The organism is Salinisphaera japonica YTM-1 (genome assembly GCF_003788585.1).
Lineage (GTDB): Bacteria > Pseudomonadota > Gammaproteobacteria > Nevskiales > Salinisphaeraceae > Salinisphaera > Salinisphaera japonica.
Map to the genome: position 1 here is coordinate 1 of NZ_AYKG01000043.1, position 19,272 is coordinate 19,272.

At 62.5% G+C, this 19,272-nt stretch carries 22 protein-coding genes; 18 read left to right on the forward strand and 4 right to left on the reverse strand.

All coding sequences use genetic code 11. The features are described 5' to 3' along the window. Window positions 1-179 precede the first annotated feature (179 nt). From SAJA_RS11960 to SAJA_RS11970, 3 genes are read right to left on the reverse strand one after another with little or no spacing between them, the layout of a single operon-like run. Window positions 180-1,217 (reverse strand): L,D-transpeptidase family protein, encoded by a 1,038-nt coding sequence (locus SAJA_RS11960; protein ID WP_123658909.1) that lies wholly within the window; start codon window positions 1,215-1,217, stop codon window positions 180-182. Between the two features lie 46 nt (window positions 1,218-1,263). Beyond that, the gene (gene pdxH, locus SAJA_RS11965) at window positions 1,264-1,905 is read right to left on the reverse strand and encodes a pyridoxamine 5'-phosphate oxidase (protein ID WP_123658910.1); all 642 of its coding nucleotides are present in this window, start codon (window positions 1,903-1,905) and stop codon (window positions 1,264-1,266) included. Window positions 1,906-1,912: 7 nt separating this feature from the next. After that, window positions 1,913-2,125 (reverse strand): dodecin, encoded by a 213-nt coding sequence (locus tag SAJA_RS11970; RefSeq protein WP_123658911.1) that lies wholly within the window; start codon window positions 2,123-2,125, stop codon window positions 1,913-1,915. Between the two features lie 121 nt (window positions 2,126-2,246). Between SAJA_RS11970 and SAJA_RS11975 the strand changes: the two genes are divergently transcribed. The 5 genes from SAJA_RS11975 (at window position 2,247) to SAJA_RS11995 (ending at window position 6,978) form a co-directional block, all read left to right on the forward strand. Next, complete coding sequence (locus SAJA_RS11975; protein ID WP_123658912.1) at window positions 2,247-3,233, forward strand: acrylyl-CoA reductase family protein; 987 nt, start codon at window positions 2,247-2,249, stop codon at window positions 3,231-3,233. 41 nt (window positions 3,234-3,274) lie between these two features. After that, complete coding sequence (prpC, locus tag SAJA_RS11980; RefSeq protein ID WP_123658913.1) at window positions 3,275-4,405, forward strand: bifunctional 2-methylcitrate synthase/citrate synthase; 1,131 nt, start codon at window positions 3,275-3,277, stop codon at window positions 4,403-4,405. Window positions 4,406-4,471: 66 nt separating this feature from the next. Continuing rightward, window positions 4,472-4,864 (forward strand): MAPEG family protein, encoded by a 393-nt coding sequence (locus tag SAJA_RS11985; protein ID WP_123658914.1) that lies wholly within the window; start codon window positions 4,472-4,474, stop codon window positions 4,862-4,864. A 127-nt stretch (window positions 4,865-4,991) separates the two neighbouring features. Continuing rightward, entirely contained in the window at window positions 4,992-6,515 is a 1,524-nt protein-coding gene (locus SAJA_RS11990) for a WS/DGAT/MGAT family O-acyltransferase (protein WP_123658915.1), read from the forward strand. A 100-nt stretch (window positions 6,516-6,615) separates the two neighbouring features. Beyond that, window positions 6,616-6,978, forward strand: a complete 363-nt coding sequence (locus SAJA_RS11995) for a hypothetical protein (RefSeq protein ID WP_123658916.1) — start codon at window positions 6,616-6,618, stop codon at window positions 6,976-6,978. 34 nt (window positions 6,979-7,012) lie between these two features. Here the strand turns inward: SAJA_RS11995 and SAJA_RS12000 are convergent, their stop codons facing one another. Beyond that, complete coding sequence (locus tag SAJA_RS12000; RefSeq protein WP_123658917.1) at window positions 7,013-7,408, reverse strand: hypothetical protein; 396 nt, start codon at window positions 7,406-7,408, stop codon at window positions 7,013-7,015. 213 nt (window positions 7,409-7,621) lie between these two features. Here SAJA_RS12000 and SAJA_RS12005 point away from each other — a divergent pair, with 213 nt between their 5' ends. From SAJA_RS12005 to SAJA_RS12065, 13 genes are all read left to right on the forward strand, one after another. Then, on the forward strand, window positions 7,622-9,328 hold the full coding sequence (locus tag SAJA_RS12005; protein WP_123658918.1) for a glutamine--tRNA ligase/YqeY domain fusion protein: 1,707 nt from the start codon (window positions 7,622-7,624) through the stop codon (window positions 9,326-9,328). Then, window positions 9,325-10,014: a 16S rRNA (guanine(527)-N(7))-methyltransferase RsmG gene (rsmG, locus tag SAJA_RS12010; RefSeq protein ID WP_123658919.1), complete on the forward strand. Its 690-nt coding sequence runs from the start codon at window positions 9,325-9,327 to the stop codon at window positions 10,012-10,014. Before SAJA_RS12005 ends, rsmG begins: the two co-directional genes overlap by 4 nt. 69 nt (window positions 10,015-10,083) lie before the next feature. After that, window positions 10,084-10,932, forward strand: coding sequence for a ParA family protein (locus tag SAJA_RS12015; RefSeq protein WP_123658920.1), 849 nt, complete (start codon window positions 10,084-10,086; stop codon window positions 10,930-10,932). Between the two features lie 11 nt (window positions 10,933-10,943). Next, the gene (locus SAJA_RS12020) at window positions 10,944-11,807 is read left to right on the forward strand and encodes a ParB/RepB/Spo0J family partition protein (RefSeq protein ID WP_123658921.1); all 864 of its coding nucleotides are present in this window, start codon (window positions 10,944-10,946) and stop codon (window positions 11,805-11,807) included. Between the two features lie 155 nt (window positions 11,808-11,962). After that, on the forward strand, window positions 11,963-12,370 hold the full coding sequence (locus SAJA_RS12025) for an ATP synthase subunit I (protein WP_123658922.1): 408 nt from the start codon (window positions 11,963-11,965) through the stop codon (window positions 12,368-12,370). A 3-nt stretch (window positions 12,371-12,373) separates the two neighbouring features. Beyond that, a complete protein-coding gene (gene atpB, locus SAJA_RS12030) occupies window positions 12,374-13,204 on the forward strand; it encodes a F0F1 ATP synthase subunit A (RefSeq protein ID WP_123658923.1) in 831 nt (276 codons plus the stop codon). A gap of 51 nt (window positions 13,205-13,255) precedes the next feature. Beyond that, the gene (atpE, locus tag SAJA_RS12035; RefSeq protein WP_123658924.1) at window positions 13,256-13,540 is read left to right on the forward strand and encodes a F0F1 ATP synthase subunit C; all 285 of its coding nucleotides are present in this window, start codon (window positions 13,256-13,258) and stop codon (window positions 13,538-13,540) included. A 57-nt stretch (window positions 13,541-13,597) separates the two neighbouring features. Then, on the forward strand, window positions 13,598-14,071 hold the full coding sequence (locus tag SAJA_RS12040) for a F0F1 ATP synthase subunit B (protein WP_123658925.1): 474 nt from the start codon (window positions 13,598-13,600) through the stop codon (window positions 14,069-14,071). Between the two features lie 2 nt (window positions 14,072-14,073). Beyond that, window positions 14,074-14,613 (forward strand): F0F1 ATP synthase subunit delta, encoded by a 540-nt coding sequence (locus tag SAJA_RS12045; RefSeq protein ID WP_123658926.1) that lies wholly within the window; start codon window positions 14,074-14,076, stop codon window positions 14,611-14,613. A gap of 57 nt (window positions 14,614-14,670) precedes the next feature. Then, entirely contained in the window at window positions 14,671-16,212 is a 1,542-nt protein-coding gene (gene atpA, locus SAJA_RS12050) for a F0F1 ATP synthase subunit alpha (RefSeq protein ID WP_123658927.1), read from the forward strand. Between the two features lie 52 nt (window positions 16,213-16,264). Then, a complete protein-coding gene (atpG, locus tag SAJA_RS12055; protein WP_123658928.1) occupies window positions 16,265-17,125 on the forward strand; it encodes a F0F1 ATP synthase subunit gamma in 861 nt (286 codons plus the stop codon). Between the two features lie 68 nt (window positions 17,126-17,193). Then, window positions 17,194-18,594 (forward strand): F0F1 ATP synthase subunit beta, encoded by a 1,401-nt coding sequence (gene atpD, locus SAJA_RS12060; RefSeq protein ID WP_123658929.1) that lies wholly within the window; start codon window positions 17,194-17,196, stop codon window positions 18,592-18,594. Window positions 18,595-18,668: 74 nt separating this feature from the next. Next, entirely contained in the window at window positions 18,669-19,082 is a 414-nt protein-coding gene (locus SAJA_RS12065; RefSeq protein WP_123658930.1) for a F0F1 ATP synthase subunit epsilon, read from the forward strand. Window positions 19,083-19,272: the final 190 nt, after the last annotated feature.

Here is a 19,272-nt window from a genome sequence, read left to right on the forward strand (position 1 = left end):
AGGCCCAACCCTTCGGGACAAGCGCTGTTTTGCGGCAATACAGCTTTCTAGCCCTCTTCCGCAGAATGACTGCGCGGCGTGGGCTACGCCTCGTCTTGCCGCAAAACAGCGCTTGGCGCGGGCCCGCATGAAACGGCAACAGGCCCTAGGGTATTCAATACGCCGGCCGATCCGTCGATCTATCCCTGACGGTACGGATCGGCGTTGCCGTCGGCGTCATCGCCTGGCGACACATCGGTCGATGCCGCTTCTTCGGGCGCTGTTTCGCGCGAGCCGCCCGCGCCGCCGCCGATGGACTCGGGCATGCCGTCAGTCTGGCGCGCGACCCGCTCGGCCAGGTTCCAGTCAACCGGCGTATTGGGTCGATCCTCGGTCGCGCCGATCAGCTCCTGTACCCACGGGGTGAAGGACTTGACCGGGGCATCGCCGTCGGCATCCGGCGGATGGGCTTCCATGACCAGGTGATCCTCGTCCCAGCCGATCTTGTAGGGCTGGCTGACGATATTCACCGGCATGCCCACTTCGGCCATCGAGAACAGTTTTTCGATATCCGCGGGAAACAGACGGATACAGCCGTGAGAGACCTTCATGCCGATACCGGAGGGCTTGTTGGTGCCGTGGATCAGGTACGACGGCAACGCCAGGCGCAGTGCGTACTGGCCCAGGGGGTTGTCCGGCCCGGCGGCCACGACATCCGGCAACGGGTCCCCTTTCTCGGCGTGCTCTTTCTTGATCGAGGCCGGCGGGGTCCAGGTGGGGTTGGGAATACGCTGCGAGATACGGGTCTCGCCCAGCGGCGTGCCCCAGCCCTGACGACCGATGCCGATCGGGAACGTGAAGACCTTGCCGGCGTTGGCGCTGTTTTTCGACGGGAAATAATACAGCCGCATTTCCGGGATATTGATCACGATGCCTTCACGCTTGGCATCCGGCAGCACATAGGCCGTGGGGATGATCACATCGGTGTTGCCGGGCAGCCAGGGGTCAACGTCGGGATTGGCCAGGCGCAATTCGCGATAGCCCACGTCGTACTGGCGTGCCAGCGCCACGAAGGTATCGCTTTCCTGGGTCTTGATATGCTGGACACGCCCGATGATGTCCGAGCCTTCGGCCGGCTCGTCGTACATCGCGGCCGTGGCGGCAAGCGGTGCCACGCCGATCAGCACCAACGCCAGCTGTGCGCCGACTCGTTTCAGGCCAGAAGAACAAAAAGACATGTCGTCTCCGCAGGGCAGGCAGTCAGCTGCGCGACTGCGCGCCGGGTCAGGGGGAAAGACGCTCGATCTGCCAGTCGTCGTCGGTCTTAATATAGCGCAGACGATCGTGCAGGCGTGAACGACGGGCCTGCCAGAACTCGATCGCGCGCGGCTCGACCACATAGCCGCCCCAGTGCTGTGGCCGCGGCACGTCGGTTTCGGCAAAACGCGCCTCGGTGTCGGTCACACGGGTTTTCAGCTCGTCGCGCCCGTCCAGACGCTGGCTCTGCGGCGAGGCATGGGCGCCCAGCCGGCTCCCGCGCGAGCGTCGTGCGAAATAGGCATCGGATTCGTCGTCGGGCAGTTTTGATACATGGCCCTGAATACGAACCTGGCGTTCCAAAGGCTCCCACCAGAAGACCAACGCGGCCTCGGGGTTGGCAGCCAGTGCCTGGCCCTTGGCGCTTTCATAGTTCGTATAAAAACGGAATCCGCGCGTATCAAAGCCCTTGAGCAACACGATGCGTGCCGAGGGCCGGCCATCGGCATCCACCGTGGCCAGCGTCATTGCGGTGGATTCCGCCAGCCCGCAGTGCTGGGCATCGTCATACCAGGTGGCGAACAACGCAAGCGGATCGGCCGGGGCCGTGCTCTCGACCAGATCCGCTCGGTCGAGATCGCCTTGCCAGGCACTGGGGGCATCGGACACGACGTGCCTACTTCTCGTCGAGGGTGAAGCCGATCTTCACCGTGACCTGCCAATGCGCCACCTCGTTGTCCTCGATATGACCGCGCACACCGGTGACCTGAAACCAGCGCATATGAGCGATGGATTTGGAGGCCTCACGAATGGCCTTGCGAACCGCATCTTCCTGACTGGTTTCCGAGGAGCCGGTCAGCTCGACCGATTTATAGACGTTGTCACTCATGGGTTGGCTCGTAATTTAACGGTTGCGCTCAGACTACGCCGGCGCCTGAAAAGCCTCAAGCATTGTATTGCCGGTGCTTTTCGTTCAAAAATCAATGTTTTCCGATACAGCGAGCTCTTGCATGCGTGCCATACGAATCCACGACACCGACGATGGCCCTCGCGGTCGGCTCGATGAGGTCGGCCTCGATGCGCTGACCGAGGGCGATGTCGTCATCAAGACCCATTTTTCGTCGCTGAACTACAAGGATGCGCTGGCCATTACCGGGGCCGGCAAGATCGCGCGCCAACGCCCGCTCAATGCCGGCATCGACGTATCCGGCGTGGTCGAGCACAGCGAAGACGGGCGTTTCTCGCCCGGCGACAAGGTGCTGGTCACCGGCTGGCTGTTATCGGAAACCCGCGACGGGGGCCTGGCCGAGACCGTGCGCGTGCCGGGTTTTTGTGTCACGCCCCTGCCGGACGGCCTGGATCTGTGGGAAGCGATGGCGCTGGGCACGGCAGGCTTCACCGCAGCCATGGCCATCAAGCGGCTCAAGGACAATTTCCAAGCGCCCGAGCACGGGCCGATCGCGGTGACCGGGGCGACCGGCGGGGTCGGCATGTTCGCCATCGAGATGTTGGCCCAGGCCGGTTTTTCGCCGGTGGCCGTGACCCGTCGCGGCGATGAATTCGGCGACCAACTGAGCGCCCTGGGGGCGACCGAAATCGTCTCGCCCGATGAGATCGATCTGGGCGGCAAGCCCATGGGCGCGGAGCGTTTCGGCGGGGCAATCGATGCCTTGGGCGGCGCGCCGCTGGCCAATCTGCTCGGTCAGACACGCCAGTTTGGCAACGTCGCCGCCATCGGCCTGGCGGCCAGCCCGAAGCTGGAGACCATGGTCGTGCCGTTCATCCTGCGCGGGGTATCGCTGTTGGGCATCAACTCGGTGGAATGCCCGATCGAGTGGCGCGAGACGATCTGGCAATCGCTGGCCGGGCCGGGCAAGCCGGCGCATCTGCGTGACATCGCCCACGAAACCATCGGCCTGGACGCCGTCGAAGCCCGCTGTCATGCCATTATCGAAGGCAAGCACAACGGGCGCACCGTGGTCGATCTGGCGCGCTAGCTTTTAAAACAACGATCAACACGACTTGACGAGGAGATTTCATGGCAGACAACACAAACACCGCCGGTCTGGCGGGCGTCACCGCAGGCAAGACCGCGATCTGTACGGTCGGCAAGAAAGGCGTGGGCCTGACCTATCGCGGCTATCTGATCGAGGACCTGGCCGAAAAAGCCGAGTTCGAGGAGGTGGCGCATCTCATGCTCTACGGCGCCTTGCCCACGGCCGACGAGCTTGCCAGCTATCGCAAACGCCTGATCGGCATGCGCGGGCTGCCGGACGGGGTGAAAACCGCACTCGAAGTGCTGCCGCGCGATACCCATCCGATGGACGTGCTGCGCACCGGCGCTTCGGTGCTGGGCACGCTGGAGCCCGAGACAGACGCCGAGGCACAGCAGCACGAGGTTGCCGATCGCCTGCTGGCCTCGTTCCCGTCGATGCTGATGTACTGGTATCACTTCGCCCACAACGGCGAGCGCATCGATGTCGAAACCGATGACGCCACCGTGGGCGGGCATTTCCTGCATCTGTTGCATCGCGAGGCCCCCAGCGAGGACGGCGTGGCCTGTATGGCGACCTCATTGATCCTCTACGCCGAGCACGAGTTCAACGCCTCGACGTTCACCGCACGCGTGATCACGGCTACCTTGTCGGATTTCTACTCGGCCACGGTCGGGGCGATCGGCGCGCTGCGCGGCCCACTCCACGGCGGGGCCAACGAGAAAGCCATGGCGCTGATCGAGTCGTTCGATGATCCGGACGCCGCCGAGGCCGGCCTGAAGCAGATGCTGGCCGACAAGGAAAAGATCATGGGCTTCGGTCACCGGGTCTACAAGAAGGCCGACCCGCGTAACGGCATCATCAAGGCTTGGTCGAAGAAGCTGGCCGGTGAGAACGACTACCGGCGCAATCTGTATGCCATCTCCGAGCGCCTGGAACAGACCATGCTCGACGAGAAAGGCATGTTCCCCAACGCCGATTTCTATCACGCCACGGCGTATCACTTTCTGGGGATTCCCACCGAGCTGTTCACGCCGATCTTCGTGATCTCGCGCCTGACCGGCTGGGGTGCGCATATCTTCGAGCAGCGCGCCGACAACCGCCTGATCCGCCCCAGCGCGGATTATGTCGGCCCGGAGATTCAAGAGTTCGTGCCGATCGAGAACCGCGGCTAAGCGCGGGCTAATGCCCGGGCGTCTCGATGGGTGAGGCGCCCGGGCGATAACAAAAAGGAGATAACCATGATTCTTGCGTATTGGTGTGTACTGCTGACGGCCTTCATGCCTGTGATGTGGGTAGGGGTGGCCAAGTTCATGGGTCCCAAGAAGATGGGGCTCAAGGGAAACCACAACCCTCGCGAATGGCTGGAGCAGCAAAGCGGGGCCCAGAAGCGGGCCTATTGGGCCCAGCTCAACTCGTTCGAGGCGTTTCCGCCATTTGCGGCCGGCGTGATCATCGCCGTTATCGCCGGCGGCGCGGTCGCGGCCATCAACACGCTGGCCATCGCGTTTCTAGTGCTGCGCTTCATCTACGGGCTGTGTTACATCGCCGATCTGGCGAGCCTGCGTAGCCTGGTCTGGTTTGGGGCGGTGGCTTGCACGGTGGCGCTGTTTATCGTTGCAGCCATGGCCTGATCCGTATCGGCGGTCGAGCGCGGCCGGTGTGCCACGAAAAGATAGATTTTCATCTCACGCCGGCGGCGTATGCTCAACAATGTACGGCTTTCGATGTGACAGGCCCGCAGGCGGCCGGGGATGAATGATGCAGACCAAACGATTGAATCTTGTGGATACCGCCTGGCTGAACGTGGATACGCCGAATGCGCCCATGCAGGTTGGCGGTCTGTTGACGTTTCAGCTGCCCGACGATGCGCCGGCCGATTTCTGTGCCACGTTATTCGAGCGCTGGCGGACCCACGCCGCGGCCGAGCGGCCCTGGAACCAGCGCCTGCGCGGCGGGCGCTGGCGCAACGTGGCGCCCGAATGGGAGCTGCTCGAAGAAATCGATATCGAGTATCACTTCCGGCATTCGGCGCTGCCCGCACCGGGCGGTGAGCTGGAGTTGGGTACGTTGACGTCGCGCCTGCACAGCAACCCAATCGACCTGACGCGCCCGCCCTGGGAGTGTCATCTCATCGAAGGCCTGGCCGGCAATCGGTTTGCGCTGTATCTGAAGATTCATCATTCGTTGCTGGACGGGGTGGCCGGCATGCGGCTCTTGGCGCGCGCACTGGCCCAGGATCCGGCCGAGCGAGGGCGCCCGCCGTTCTGGGCCATAGCGCCGAGGAAATCCAGCCGACCTGCCACGCCCGATACCCAGCGCCCCGGTCTTTACCGTGCGCTGGCCGAGATCGTCGGCGAGGCCAGCGAGCAGGTTTCGTCGCTATCCGGCTTTGCCGGCATCGTGCGCGATATGCTGCGCAGTGCCCGCTCGGGCGCCGGCAGTATGGGCCTGCCGTTCGCGGCCCCCAGCTCGGTGCTGAACGGCCGGATCACGGCCCCGCGTCGTTATGCCACCCAGCTGTACTCACTGGCGGAGTTCAAGGCGCTGGCCGAAAACGCGGGCGTGACAATCAACGACATCATTCTCACGGTCTGTGGCACCGCGCTGCAGCGTTATCTACACGAGATCGGTGAGCTGCCCTCGCGCGATCTGACCGCCGGTATCCCGGTGTCGGTGCGCCCGGCCGACGAGCCCGACGACGAGGATCTCGGTAACGCGATCACCTTCATCATCGCTAACCTGGCCACCACCGAAAACGACACGGCAACCCGCCTGGCGCGGATCGCCGAATCGACCCGGGCGGCCAAGACCAGTCTGGAAAGACTCTCGGGTTCCGCGATCACGCAGTACACGGTCGCCCTCATGGCGCCGTATATCCTGTCGCTGGTTTCGGGCATGGCCGGGCGTACCCGGCCCGTGTTCAACGTCACGGTATCGAACCTGCCCGGCCCGAAAGAGGCGTTGTTCGTGGAGGGCGCACGCATGGAGGCGTTTTTCCCGACCTCGTTGGTCACTCACGGCCAGGCGCTGAACATCACGATCCACGGCTACGCCGACACGCTGGGCTTCGGCTTCATTGGCTGTCGTGACAGCCTGCCGTCGCTGCAGCATATTGCCGTCTATGCCGGCGAGGCCGTCGACGAGCTGCGCCAGCTTTATGGCCCAAAAGTGTCGAAAAAGCGCTCGGCCCGGGCTGGCGCAACGACTGCGAAGAAACGTACGAGCAAGACGCGTAGCACGAAGGCGGCTGCGCCGAAGCGCGGCACGGAGAAAGACGACTAGCCTCGCATTTTGTCATTGGTTGATGTAATTATTGGTGGCATCATTCCAAGGCCGGGTCGGTGCAATCGCACGATCCGGCTTCTGCTCGAGGTAGAAGGCAATGGCGGCGACCGTTCTAGGCTGTCCGATCGATGCCCGTCTGGATACGCGTATCCAGCGCATGATCACGGATCTGCGTGAAGCACCGTCGAGCGTGGCTCGTGACGAGATCATTCAATTGATCATCGATATGACCGATGCCTCGTTCAAATACCATTTCGTGCGCCCATTGAAGGGCCTGGGCGTGGGTTTTGCCACGCGCACGAGCATTGACGTGGGGCTGCTGGGCGCGATGCGGGTCATCCGTTCCAGCCTGTCGCGCGTGGTCGGGCACTTGAGCGACGATCAGGCCGTTAAGCTGGCCGATTATCTGGCTGATGCGTATTTTCCGGGCACCGCTGACGAGCCGCCGCGTTTGAGCTGAGGTTTCGGTTCAGCAAGCAGCTTTCTCGGCTGTTTTACCAGCGACCGAAGAAGCCGCGGTTGTTACGACGCTCGTAGTGATAGCGGCGGACGTCGCGGTGATGATCCCGGTAGGCTCGTTTCTGGTAGGCCCGGCGATCATGACGCCAGCCACGATGGGCGCTATAAGCACGGCGTTGGTGGCTGAACCCGCGATGATGACTGCGTCGATCGCGGTGATGCCGATGCCCGTCGACATTGAGCCGGGTGAATGGCGCGGCGATATTGACGCCGTGGTCTCGATCCACGCCAACATGCGTAAAGGGCGCCCGCACATCGATTCCGGCATGGGCCGGGCTCGTGCTGGCCAGGAACGCCAGACCGATCAGGCCAGCCAGGCCGATGAAACTGCGTCGCAGTGTGGATGAGGCAATTGAGGCGGGTTTTTTCATGACGGTATTCTCCACCGGTTGTCCGGTGTGTTCGGTTGTGTTCAGTTTGAATTTAACGATTGATGATGAATCGTTCATTAACAACTTAACGAACTGAAAGAAAAGCGATGCCACGAGGCGCCACTTCGGCGTTTATACTTTCGGCTTTGGTTTTCAAGAAAGCCGGCGCGATTGGCGTGCCGGTATTTCACGGTTTGGGTGTACGAGCCTTCTATGAGCGTTGATGCCAGCCACGAGCACGGCCAGCCCACCACCGGGGGCAGTAATTTTCTGCGTAATCTCATCGCCGAGCAGATTGCATCGGGCGAGCACACGGGGGCGGTCGTCACGCGGTTCCCGCCCGAGCCCAACGGTTATCTGCATATCGGCCATGCAGCCTCGATTTGTCTGAACTTCGGCCTGGCCGAGTATTTCCAGGGCGCGTGTCGGCTACGCTTTGACGACACCAACCCCGATGCCGAGGATCAGGAATACATCGATTCCATTCAGGCCGATATCCAGTGGCTGGGCTTCGAGTGGGACGGCGAGGTGCGCTATACCTCGCAGTATTTCGCCACTCTTTATGACTATGCCCTGCATCTCATCGCGGCCGGGCTGGCCTATGTCGACGAGCTCTCACCCGACGAGATCCGTGACTACCGCGGCACACTGACCGAACCCGGCAAGAACAGTCCGTACCGGGATCGTGATCCGGCCGAGTCGAGAGCCATGTTTGAAGCCATGGCCCGCGGCGAATACGCCGAGGGCACGGCCTGCCTGCGCGCCAGGATCGATATGGCCGCCGGCAACATCAATCTGCGCGATCCGGTGATCTACCGAATACGCAACAAGGCCCATCATCAGACGGGTGATGCCTGGTGTGTCTATCCGTCTTATGACTTCGCCCACGGCCAGTCCGATGCCATCGAGGGCGTGACACACTCGATCTGCACGCTGGAGTTCGAGGATCATCGCCCGCTTTACAACTGGCTGCTCGAGCATCTGCCGGTGCCCGCGCGCCCCGTGCAGTACGAGTTCGCCCGGGTGAATCTCAACTACACCATCACCAGCAAACGCAAACTGCGCCGGCTGGTCGAGGAGCAGATCGTCGATGGCTGGGATGATCCGCGCATGCCCACCATTTCCGGTATTCGCCGGCGGGGCTATACACCAGCCTCGATCCGGGCGTTCTGTGACAGGGTCGGTGTGTCACGCTCGGGCGGCACCGTCGATGCCGCCATGCTCGAACACGCCATTCGTGATGATCTGAACAAAAACGCCGCCCGCGCGATGTGCGTGATCGACCCGCTCAAAGTGGTTATCACCAACTGGGAGGCCGGTCATGTCGAAACCCTGACCGCCCCGGGCCACCCCGATCGCGACGACATGCCCGAGCGCCACCTTCCCTTGACGCGCGAGGTCTATATCGAGAAGGCGGATTTCCGCGAGGAAGCCAACAAGAAATACAAGCGCTTGGTGCTGGGCAAGAAAGTGCGCCTGCGTAATGCCTATGTCATCGAAGCGCATGACGTGGTCAAGAACGAGGCCGGTGAGATCGTTGAAGTACACTGCACTTATGATCCCGACACGCTGGGCGACAACCCGGCCGACGGGGTCAAGCCCAAGGGTGTGATCCATTGGGTCTCGGCCTCGCACGGCAAGCAGGCCCTGGTGCGGGTCTATGATCGGCTGTTCGCGGTTGAAAACCCGGGCCGTGAGGACGATCTGCTCGATGGCCTGAATCCGTTCTCACTGGAAATCCATCCCGGTTGCTGGATCGAGCCCGGACTGGCCGATGTCGCCGCCGAGACGCGTGTTCAGTTCGAGCGCACGGGGTATTTCGTGGCCGATCGTTATGATCATGCCGCCGGCGCGCCGGTGTTCAATCGCGTGGTGGCCCTGCGCGATACCTGGGCCAAGATCGAGCAGCGCGGCGCATGAGACAGCGCCGGCGTGCCGTGGTCGTCGACCGCGTGGCGTGTGCCGAGCGGCTGGCCACGGGCCTCAATGGCCTGGCGCTGTCGATTGCCGAAAGTGAGCAGGCCCGCCTGCTGGATTATGTCGAGGTGCTTGCGGCCTGGAACGCTACACATAACCTGACCGCGGTTCGCGCGCCCGAGGCCATGGTGGTGCGTCATCTGCTGGATTGTCTGGCGATACGGCCCTTCATCGACGGCCTGTGCGTGGCCGATGTTGGTACCGGGCCCGGCCTGCCCGGGCTGGTGCTGGCTACGGTATGTGGGGACAAGTCATTCACGCTGGTCGAGGCCAATCACAAGAAAGTGGCGTTTCTGCGTCATGCCCGGCGTACGCTCGGCCTGGAAAACGTCGATATCCGAGCGGCCCGCGTCGAAGACGTTGTCCCGGAGACCGTGTTCGACTGGGTGCTCTCCCGAGCCTTCGCGAGTGCGGCACAAACCGTGCATCATGCCGGCCAGCTGATCGGCGCGGATACGCGGCTGGGGCTGATGAAAGCCCGGGATTTCGCGGCCGAAGCCGCCGATCTGCCGCCGGGCTTTGTGCAGCAGGCCGATCATCGCCTGCAGGTGCCCGGGCTCGACGGCGCGCGCCGTTTCGTTGTCATTGGTCGCGACACGTCCGGCCGAAATGCCCAGGGCCTATCGTAGACTCATCAATATAGTACCGGCACGGAGCACGTCAGCCCTCGTTCGTCCGCGCCGATCAGGATTGTCTTCATGAGCCACATCATTGCCATAGCCAATCAGAAAGGCGGCGTGGGCAAGACCACCACAGCCGTCAATCTGGCCGCCGCGCTCGCCGAGGCCGAGCAGCGCGTCCTGCTCGTGGATATGGATGCCCAAGGCAACGCGACCATGGGCGTGGGCGCCGACAAGAAGGCGCTCGAGGCCACGGTGTGTGATTTTCTGCTGGGTGAGAAAGGCGTAGCCGAAGCGCTGGAAGTGGTCGCCGACGGCTCGTTCTATCTGCTGGGCGCCAACAGCGACATGACGGCGGCAGAAGTCGGTCTGCGCGATATGAAGGGCGGGCGCGCCGCGCTCAAGAAATCACTGGCCGATATCGCCGACAGCTTCGACTATGTCGTCATCGACTGCCCGCCGGCGCTGTCCATGCTCACCGTTAACGCACTGGTGGCCGCACGCGGGGTGATCATCCCCATGCAGTGTGAATACTATGCACTGGAGGGGCTGACCGATCTGCTGACCACGATCGAGAACATCCGACAGATGATCAATCGTGATCTGGTGGTCGAGGGTGTATTGCGTACCATGTATGACGGGCGTAACCGGCTGACCGGTGAAGTCTCGGCCCAGCTGATCGATTACTTCGGCAATTCGGTCTACGAAACCGTTATTCCGCGCAACGTGCGCCTGGCCGAGGCGCCCAGCTTTGGCCAGTCGATCTTCGACTATGACGCCAGTGCCAGCGGGGCTGCGGCCTATCGCAGCCTGGCCGCCGAGATCCTGGGCCGCGACGACAGCGAGATCGTCTCGGCGCCCCGAACCGGGGCCAAGCGCGCGGTATCCTCGTTGTTCGGGCGTCGACGCAAGAAAAACCAGAGTTAAAGGGGCAAGCCATGGCACAGAAAAAGCGCGGTCTCGGCCGCGGCCTCGAATCGCTGTTATCCAAGGATTTCGACGATACGCCGGCGGCTGCCGAGCTGGTCGAGCTGGCCCTGGACGATCTGGCGCCGGGGCGTTACCAGCCGCGGCGCGATATCGACCCCGATGCGCTGGAGGCCCTGGCACAGTCGATTCGGGCCCAGGGGGTGGTTCAGCCTTTGGTCGTACGCCGGGTCACCGATACCGAGCACGACTACGAGATAATCGCCGGCGAGCGCCGTTGGCGGGCCGCCCGCGCGGCCGGCCTGGCCACCGTGCCGGCGGTCGTACGCGAGTTCGCCGAAGAAGCGGCCATGGCCGTAGCGCTGATCGAGAACATCCAGCGCGAGGATCTCAACCCGCTGGAAGTTTCAGGCGCGTTACGGCGTCTGATCGATGAGTGTGGTTTCACCCATGCCCAGTGTGCAGCGGCGGTCGGACGCTCGCGCGCGTCGGTATCCAACCTGCTGCGCCTGTCCGATCTGGTGCCCGATGTCGCCGAGCGGCTGCGGGCCGGCGAGCTCGAAATGGGCCATGCCCGCGCCTTGCTGGGTCTCGACGCCGCCGCCCAGCGAAAGATCGCCGCGCGCGTGGTCGAGCGCGGGCTGACCGTGCGCCAGACCGAAGCGCTGGTCCGTAGCGCCCACGAGCAGAGTGGGGTGACCAAGACAAAGACCACGCCGGCACGTGATGCCCGTGTCGTGCGTCATGAGTCCAGCCTGTCCGAACGCTTGGCCGCGGGCGTCAAGATCGAGCCGGACCGTCGCGGTGGCGGCAAGGTCGTCATACGCTACAAAAGCGCGGCCGATCTGGACGCGCTGGTCGACCGTCTCGATTAGATGTATCATACCGCGACCGTGGTGAAAGCCGCGGAGCGTACGCTTGCGTATTGCTCGCGCTCGGCGAGGTGGGTACACTGCGTCTTCGTTCTGAGCGGCTTAGCGAGCCGCGGGTGTCGAGCGGCTGAACGGCCGGGGCGCCACGGGGAGATGTCATGAAGCGCCACGCCGTGCGTAATCTGCTGATCCTCCAGATCGTCGTTGTCGTCATCGCGGCGGCAGTCCTGTTTTTCGTGCGTGCGGATGCCCCGTTTGCGGGTCTGGCAACGCTCTATGGCGGTGCCATGGCGTTAGCCAACACCTTGCTGCTGGCCTTTCGCACGCGTCGTGCGAGCGTCGAGAAATCGAGCCCGCGCAGCCAGGCCGCCGGCCTTATGGTCGGCATGATCGAACGGCTGGTCGTCACGCTGGTCGGCTTTGCCCTCGGCATGGGATGGCTGGGTCTTGACCCGATCTCGTTGCTGATCGGCTTTGCTGTTGCCCAGCTGGCCTATACGGCCGGCGGGCGCTCGCTGCGCGAAGCCGCAGTGGGCAGCGCGACACACCAACAGCGTCAGAGGTAGTCCGTGAGCGAAAGCGTATTTACTCAGGATCCGACTGCGGTCGAGTACATCCAGCATCACCTGTCGAACCTCACGCTGGGCGAAGGCTTCTGGTCGGTGCATGCCGACACCATAATCATCAGCTGGGTGCTGGGCGCGCTTCTGCTATGGCTGGGCCATGTCGTGGGCAAGCGCATGACCACTGATGCCGAGCCGAGTGGCCTGCAAAACGGTATCGAAACCGTCGTGGAGTTCGTCAACGACCAGGCCCAGTCGCTGTTTCCACGCGCCGACCCGTTGATCGGTCCGCTGGCATTGACGATTTTTCTCTGGGTGTTCGCCATGAACTTCATGGACATGCTCCCGGTCGATCTGTTGCCGCTGATCGCGCAATGGATCGGGCAGAACATATTCGGTGTGGAAGCACATAACGTGCCATTCCGAGCCGTACCCACGGCCGATCTGGCCGTGCCGTTCGCCATGGCTCTTGTAGTCTTTGGGTTGTCGATCGTCTATGGCGTGCGCAAGAAAGGTCTGGGCACGTATCTCAAGGGTTTTCTGGTGCATCCGTTCGGCAAATATCTGGCGCCGTTCAATATCGTGATGAGCCTGGTCGAAGAGATCGCCAAGCCGCTGTCGCTGGCACTACGACTTTTCGGTAACTTGTTCGCCGGTGAGCTGGTCTTCATGCTCATCGCGCTGACCGGGTTCGCCTGGTACATGGCCCCGTTTCAAGCTGCGCTTGGCTGGGTCTGGACGGTGTTTCATCTGCTGATCATCGTCATTCAGGCGTTCATCTTCATGCTGCTGTCAGTGGTCTACCTGGCCCTGGCGACCAGCGACGACGCGCACTAACCGCGCTTTCACCACCGCTGATAGCTACTTCGTCTTTTCTAAGGAGGACACATGGATCCGCAAGCTGTAGCCATGGTTTACGCCTACACCGCCACCGGTGTCGGCATCATTCTGGGTCTCGCCGGTCTGGGCTCTGCTCTGGGTTGGGGTCTGATCTGCTCGCGCTTCATCGAAGCCATCGCCCGTCAGCCGGAACTGCGTGCGCAGCTGACCGGCCAGATGCTGTTCGTGGGCGGCCTGATGGAGGCCTTCCCGTTCATCGTGTTGGGCATGTCGATGTGGTTCACCTTCGCGAACCCGTTCCTGAGCGGCCTGCAAGCAGCGGCCGGCGGCTGATTGCACACTTTTAGTGCAATCGTCTTGGAATTCGCCTGACAATCTTCGGGAGCTGACGTGAATATCTTTTGGACACTCGTCATCGAAATGATCAGCTTCGGGCTGTTCATCTACTTCTTCGGCAAGGTGCTCTGGAAGCCGTTGATGCAGGCGATGGAAGCACGTCGTCGACGAATCAGCGAGGGCCTGGCCGCCGCAGAGCGCGGCCAGCGCGAGCTCGAGGACTCGGTCAACAAGGCCGAGGAGCGCATGGCCGAAGCGCGCTCTGAGGCCCACGAGCTTCTGGCCAACGCCCAGCGCCAGGCCAGCGAGACGCTCGAGCGTGCCCGGGCCGATGCTCGCTCGGAAGGCGAGCGTATCGTCTCGGCCGCGCGTGAAGAAGTCGATCAGGCGGTCGCCCAGGCCAAGGATCAGCTGCGCCGTGAAGTCGGCGAGCTGGCTGTGGACGGTGCCGAGCGTATTTTGAAGCGTGAGATCGACACCAAGGCCCATAACGACATCATCGACGATCTCGTCGCGGAGATTCGTTAGTCATGGCTGCCGATATCTACACACTCGCGCGGCCCTACGCCGAGGCCGTGTTCGATATGGCCGGCGACGACGAGGCACGTGGCCAGTGGTCGAACGCGCTGGCCGCACTGGCGGCCATCGTGGATAACGACGATGTCGCCGCGGTCATGGCCAGCCCGATGGTTTCGGATGCCGCCCTGGCGGATGCGATCGTGGGGCTGGGCGGCGCCGATTTCGGCGAGCAGCAGGGCAATTTCGTGCGTCTGCTGATCGAAAACGATCGGCTGGTGGCCGCACCCGCAATCGCCGAGCTGTTCGAGGCCCGGCGTGCGGCAGCGGAAAACCGGCTGGATGTTGAGGTGACGTCAGCGAAGTCGTTGACGAAGAAACAACAAGGAGCGCTGACGAAAGCGCTCGAGACTCGTTTTTCGCGTGATGTGTCGCTGAGCTTTGTCGAAGACGACTCGATCATCGGCGGGCTTGTCATTCGCGCCGGCGATCTGGTGATCGACGGCTCGCTCACCGCGCAGCTGGCCCGTATGCGCCAGCGACTCGCGCAGTAGCGCACAGACCGCGGCCGATGATGCTCGCGGCGAATTGGATTTAGAGGAAGTAGTTCAATGCAACTGAATCCGGCGGAAATTTCGGACCTGATCAAGAAACGGATCGAGAACTTCGAGACCGTTACCGAGTCCCGCAATGTCGGCACGCTGGTTAGCCTGGCCGACGGCATCGCGCGTATCCACGGCCTGGCCAACGCCATGCAGGGTGAGATGCTCGAGTTCCCGGGCGGCACTTACGGCATGGCGCTCAACCTCGAGCGTGATTCGGTCGGTGCCGTGCTGATGGGCGAGTATCGCCATATCTCGGAGGGCTGCGAGGTCAAGACGACCGGCAAGGTGCTGGAAGTGCCGGTCGGCCGTGAGCTGCTCGGTCGCGTCGTCGACCCGCTCGGCGCGCCGATCGACGGCAAGGGTGAGATTGAAACCACCCAGACCGCGCCGATCGAAAAGGTGGCCCCGGGCGTGATCGCGCGTCAGTCGGTCGACCAACCGGTTCAGACCGGTCTGAAGGCCGTTGATGCCATGGTGCCGATCGGTCGCGGTCAGCGTGAGCTGATCATTGGCGATCGTCAGATCGGCAAGACCGCGGTGGCGATTGACGCGATCATCAACCAGAAGGGCATGGGCATCAAATGCATCTATGTGGCCATCGGGCAGAAGAACAGCTCGGTCGCCAACACGGTGCGCAAGCTCGAAGAACACGGTGCGATGGAGCACACCATCGTGGTCAACGCCGGTGCGGCGATCAGCCCGGCGCTGCAGTACATGGCGCCCTATGCCGGCTGCTCGATGGGCGAATTCTTCCGCGATCGCGGTGAAGATGCGCTGATCGTCTATGACGACCTGTCCAAGCAGGCCGTGGCCTATCGCCAGATTTCGCTGCTGCTGCGCCGCCCGCCGGGCCGTGAAGCCTATCCGGGCGACGTGTTTTATCTGCATTCACGGTTGCTCGAGCGCGCCGCGCGTATCAACGCCGATTATGTCTCGGAGCTGACGAATGGCGAAGTCACCGGCAAGACCGGCTCGTTGACGGCATTGCCGATCATCGAAACCCAGGCGGGTGACGTCTCGGCGTTCGTGCCGACCAACGTGATTTCGATCACCGATGGCCAGATCTATCTGGACAACGACAAGTTCAACTCGGGTATCCGCCCGGCTATCGATGCCGGTCTGTCGGTCTCGCGTGTTGGCGGCTCGGCCCAGACCAAGATCATCAAGAAGCTCGGTGGCGGCGTGCGCCTGGCCTTGGCGCAGTATCGTGAGTTGGCCGCGTTCGCGCAGTTTGCCTCGGATCTGGATGAAGCCACGCGGCGTCAGCTCGAGCACGGCGAGCGGGTAACCCAGCTGATGGTGCAGAACCAGTATGCGCCGCTATCCGTGGCGTTGATGGCGTCGTCGCTGTTTGCTGCCGATAAGGGTTATCTCGACGACGTTGATGCCAACAAGGTCACGGACTTCGAGGCGGCTCTGCATCAATACATGACCTCAGAACAGTCTGAGTTGGTCGACAAGATCAACTCGACCGGTGATTTCTCGGACGAGATCCAGGACGGTCTTCACGAGGCCATGAAGGCCTTCAAGAAGAACCGCACCTGGTAAAAGCCGGGGATCGATGAATCGTCTTTTGAGTCTGGTAAGCGGAGAATAGGCAATGGCCGGCGCCAAGGAAGTCAAAGGCAAGATCAAGAGCGTTCAGAATACGCAGAAGATCACCAAGGCCATGGAGATGGTGGCGGCATCGAAGATGCGCCGGGCCCAGGAGCGTGTGGATGCCGCACGCCCCTATGCCCAGAAGATCCGTCGTACCATCGGTCATCTGGCCAACGCCAATCTGAGCTATGGCCATCCGTTCCTGGAGGAACGCGAGGTCAAGCGGGTTGGCTTGATCGTGGTGTCGTCGGATCGTGGCCTGTGCGGCGGGTTGAACATCAATCTGTTCCGGCGCGTGCTCACCGAGATGCGGGCCTGGAAAGACAAGGGCGTTGAGGTCGAGATCACGGTCGTTGGCCGCAAGGGCCTGTCGTTCTTCCGCCGCCTGATCGAGATCCGCGCCGAGACGGTGGATCTTGGCGACAAGCCACGCCTGGCCGATCTGATTGGTGCCGCCAAGGTAATGATGGACGACTACCGGAACGGCGATATCGATCGTCTGTTTCTAATGTCCAACGAGTTCGTCAACACCATGACCCAGAAGCCCGAGATGCAGCAGCTGCTGCCTGTCGAGCAGGGCCCGGCCGAAGAGCTGCCGGACTACTGGGACTATATCTATGAGCCGGAGCCGGAAGGCCTGCTCGACGATATTCTTGTGCGCTACGTCGAGTCTCAGGTCTATCAGGGCGTGGTCGAGAACGTGGCCTGTGAGATGGCCGCCCGCATGGTGGCGATGAAGTCGGCCTCGGATAATGCCGGCGATATCATCGACGACCTGCAGCTCGAATATAACAAGCAGCGCCAGGCTGCTATCACCCAGGAATTGTCGGAAATCGTGGCCGGTGCCGCAGCGGTCTCGTAACCGCGCGAATCGCCAGTAGAAAACGCCAATGCGGCAGTCTTGTACGGCTGCCCGGTTGAGGAAACGCTATGAGTCTTGGAAAAGTCGTACAGATCATCGGTCCGGTCGTCGACGTGGAGTTCGAACGCGACGCGCTGCCCAATATCTTCGATGCGCTTGAGCACGAGTCAGGTCTGGTGCTGGAGGTCGAGCAGCAGATCGGCGATGGTGTGGTGCGCTGTATCGCCATGGGTGTGACCGAAGGTCTGACCCGCGGCGGTGAGGTCAAGAACACCGGCGCCCCGATTTCCGTGCCGGTCGGCCAGGCCACGCTGGGCCGCATCATGGACGTGCTGGGCAAGTCGATCGACCAGAAGGGCGATATTGAGGCCGAGCAGACTGCGCCGATTCATCGCGAGGCCCCGACGTTCGCCGAGCAGGCCGGTAGTCAGGAACTGCTGGAAACCGGCATCAAGGTCATCGATCTGCTATGCCCCTTCGCCAAGGGCGGCAAGGTTGGTCTGTTCGGCGGCGCCGGCGTGGGCAAGACCGTCAACATGATGGAGCTGATTCGCAACATCGCCGCCGAGCACTCGGGCTACTCGGTGTTCGCCGGTGTGGGCGAGCGGACTCGCGAAGGCAACGATTTCTACTACGAGATGCAGGAGTCCAACGTCATCGACAAGGTGGCGCTGGTTTACGGCCAGATGAACGAGCCGCCGGGGAACCGTCTGCGCGTGGCTCTGACCGGTCTGACCATGGCCGAGTTCTTCCGTGACGAAGGCCGCGACGTGCTGATGTTCATCGACAACATCTATCGTTACACCTTGGCCGGCACCGAAGTCTCGGCGCTGCTCGGTCGTATGCCGTCGGCGGTGGGCTATCAGCCCACGCTGGCCGAGGAAATGGGCCTGTTGCAGGAGCGCATCACCTCGACCAAGACTGGCTCGATCACCTCCGTGCAGGCGGTCTATGTGCCGGCCGATGACTTGACCGATCCGTCACCGGCCACGACGTTCGCGCACCTGGACGCCACGGTCACGCTATCGCGCTCGATCGCCGAGCGCGGCATCTATCCGGCTGTGGATCCGCTGGATTCGACCTCGCGCCAGCTAGATCGCAACGTGGTTGGCAACGAGCACTACGAGTGTGCCCAAGACGTGCAGCAGACGCTGCAGCGCTATCGTGAGTTGAAGGACATCATCGCGATTCTGGGCATGGACGAGCTGTCCGAAGATGACAAGCTGACTGTCTCGCGTGCCCGCAAGATCGAGCGGTTTCTCTCACAGCCGTTCTTCGTGGCCGAGGTCTTCACCGGCGCGCCCGGCAAGTACGTGCCGCTGACCGAAACCATTCGCGGCTTCCGCGGTATCTGTGACGGCGAGTACGACCACTTGCCCGAGCAGGCGTTCTACATGTGCGGCACGATCGACGAAGCCGTCGAGAAAGGCGACGAAATGGCGAAGAAGGAAAAGAACAAGGCAGCCTAGCCTTCGTTTTTCCGGTTTCATTGATTCCGTCGGCACGGCCAGCTACGCCGGCGGGATAGCCAAGGGCGAACCTTATGAAAATTCATGTCGACGTGGTCAGCGCCGAAGGCCAGATCTGGACGGGTTCGGCCGCCACGGTTTATGCGCCGGCCCAGATGGGTGAAATCGGTATTCTGCCGCGTCACGCGCCGCTGCTTACGCGCTTGAAGCCGGGCAACCTGCGTATCGAGACCGAAAACGGCGATCAGGAGAACGTATTCGTCTCCGGTGGCCTGCTCGAGGTACAGCCGCATCTGGTCACGATCATGGCCGATATCGCTGAACGCGCTGATGAGCTTGATGAGTCCGAGGCACAGAAAGCCAAGGAACGCGCCGAAGAAGCCGTGTCCGCGGCCGAGGATCAGATCGATCTGGCCCGTGCCCAGGCCGAGCTTGCCGAAGCCGCCGCCCGCTTGGACATGCTGCAGAAGATTCGTAGCCGTCACTAGGGCGGGTCGTCATAAGACAAGTCGGCGCACCGGCGGCCAAGCTGCGGCCAGACAAGGCATCGCGAGTGCAGCGTGGTTATTCCACGTAAAGTAGCCCTTAAAAACTGACTATGCCGCCGGATTGCCGCAGCTTGGCCGCCGGCCCTCCGGGTTGCCCGCGCCGGACGCGCCATGCCGCGTTGCAAGCCTT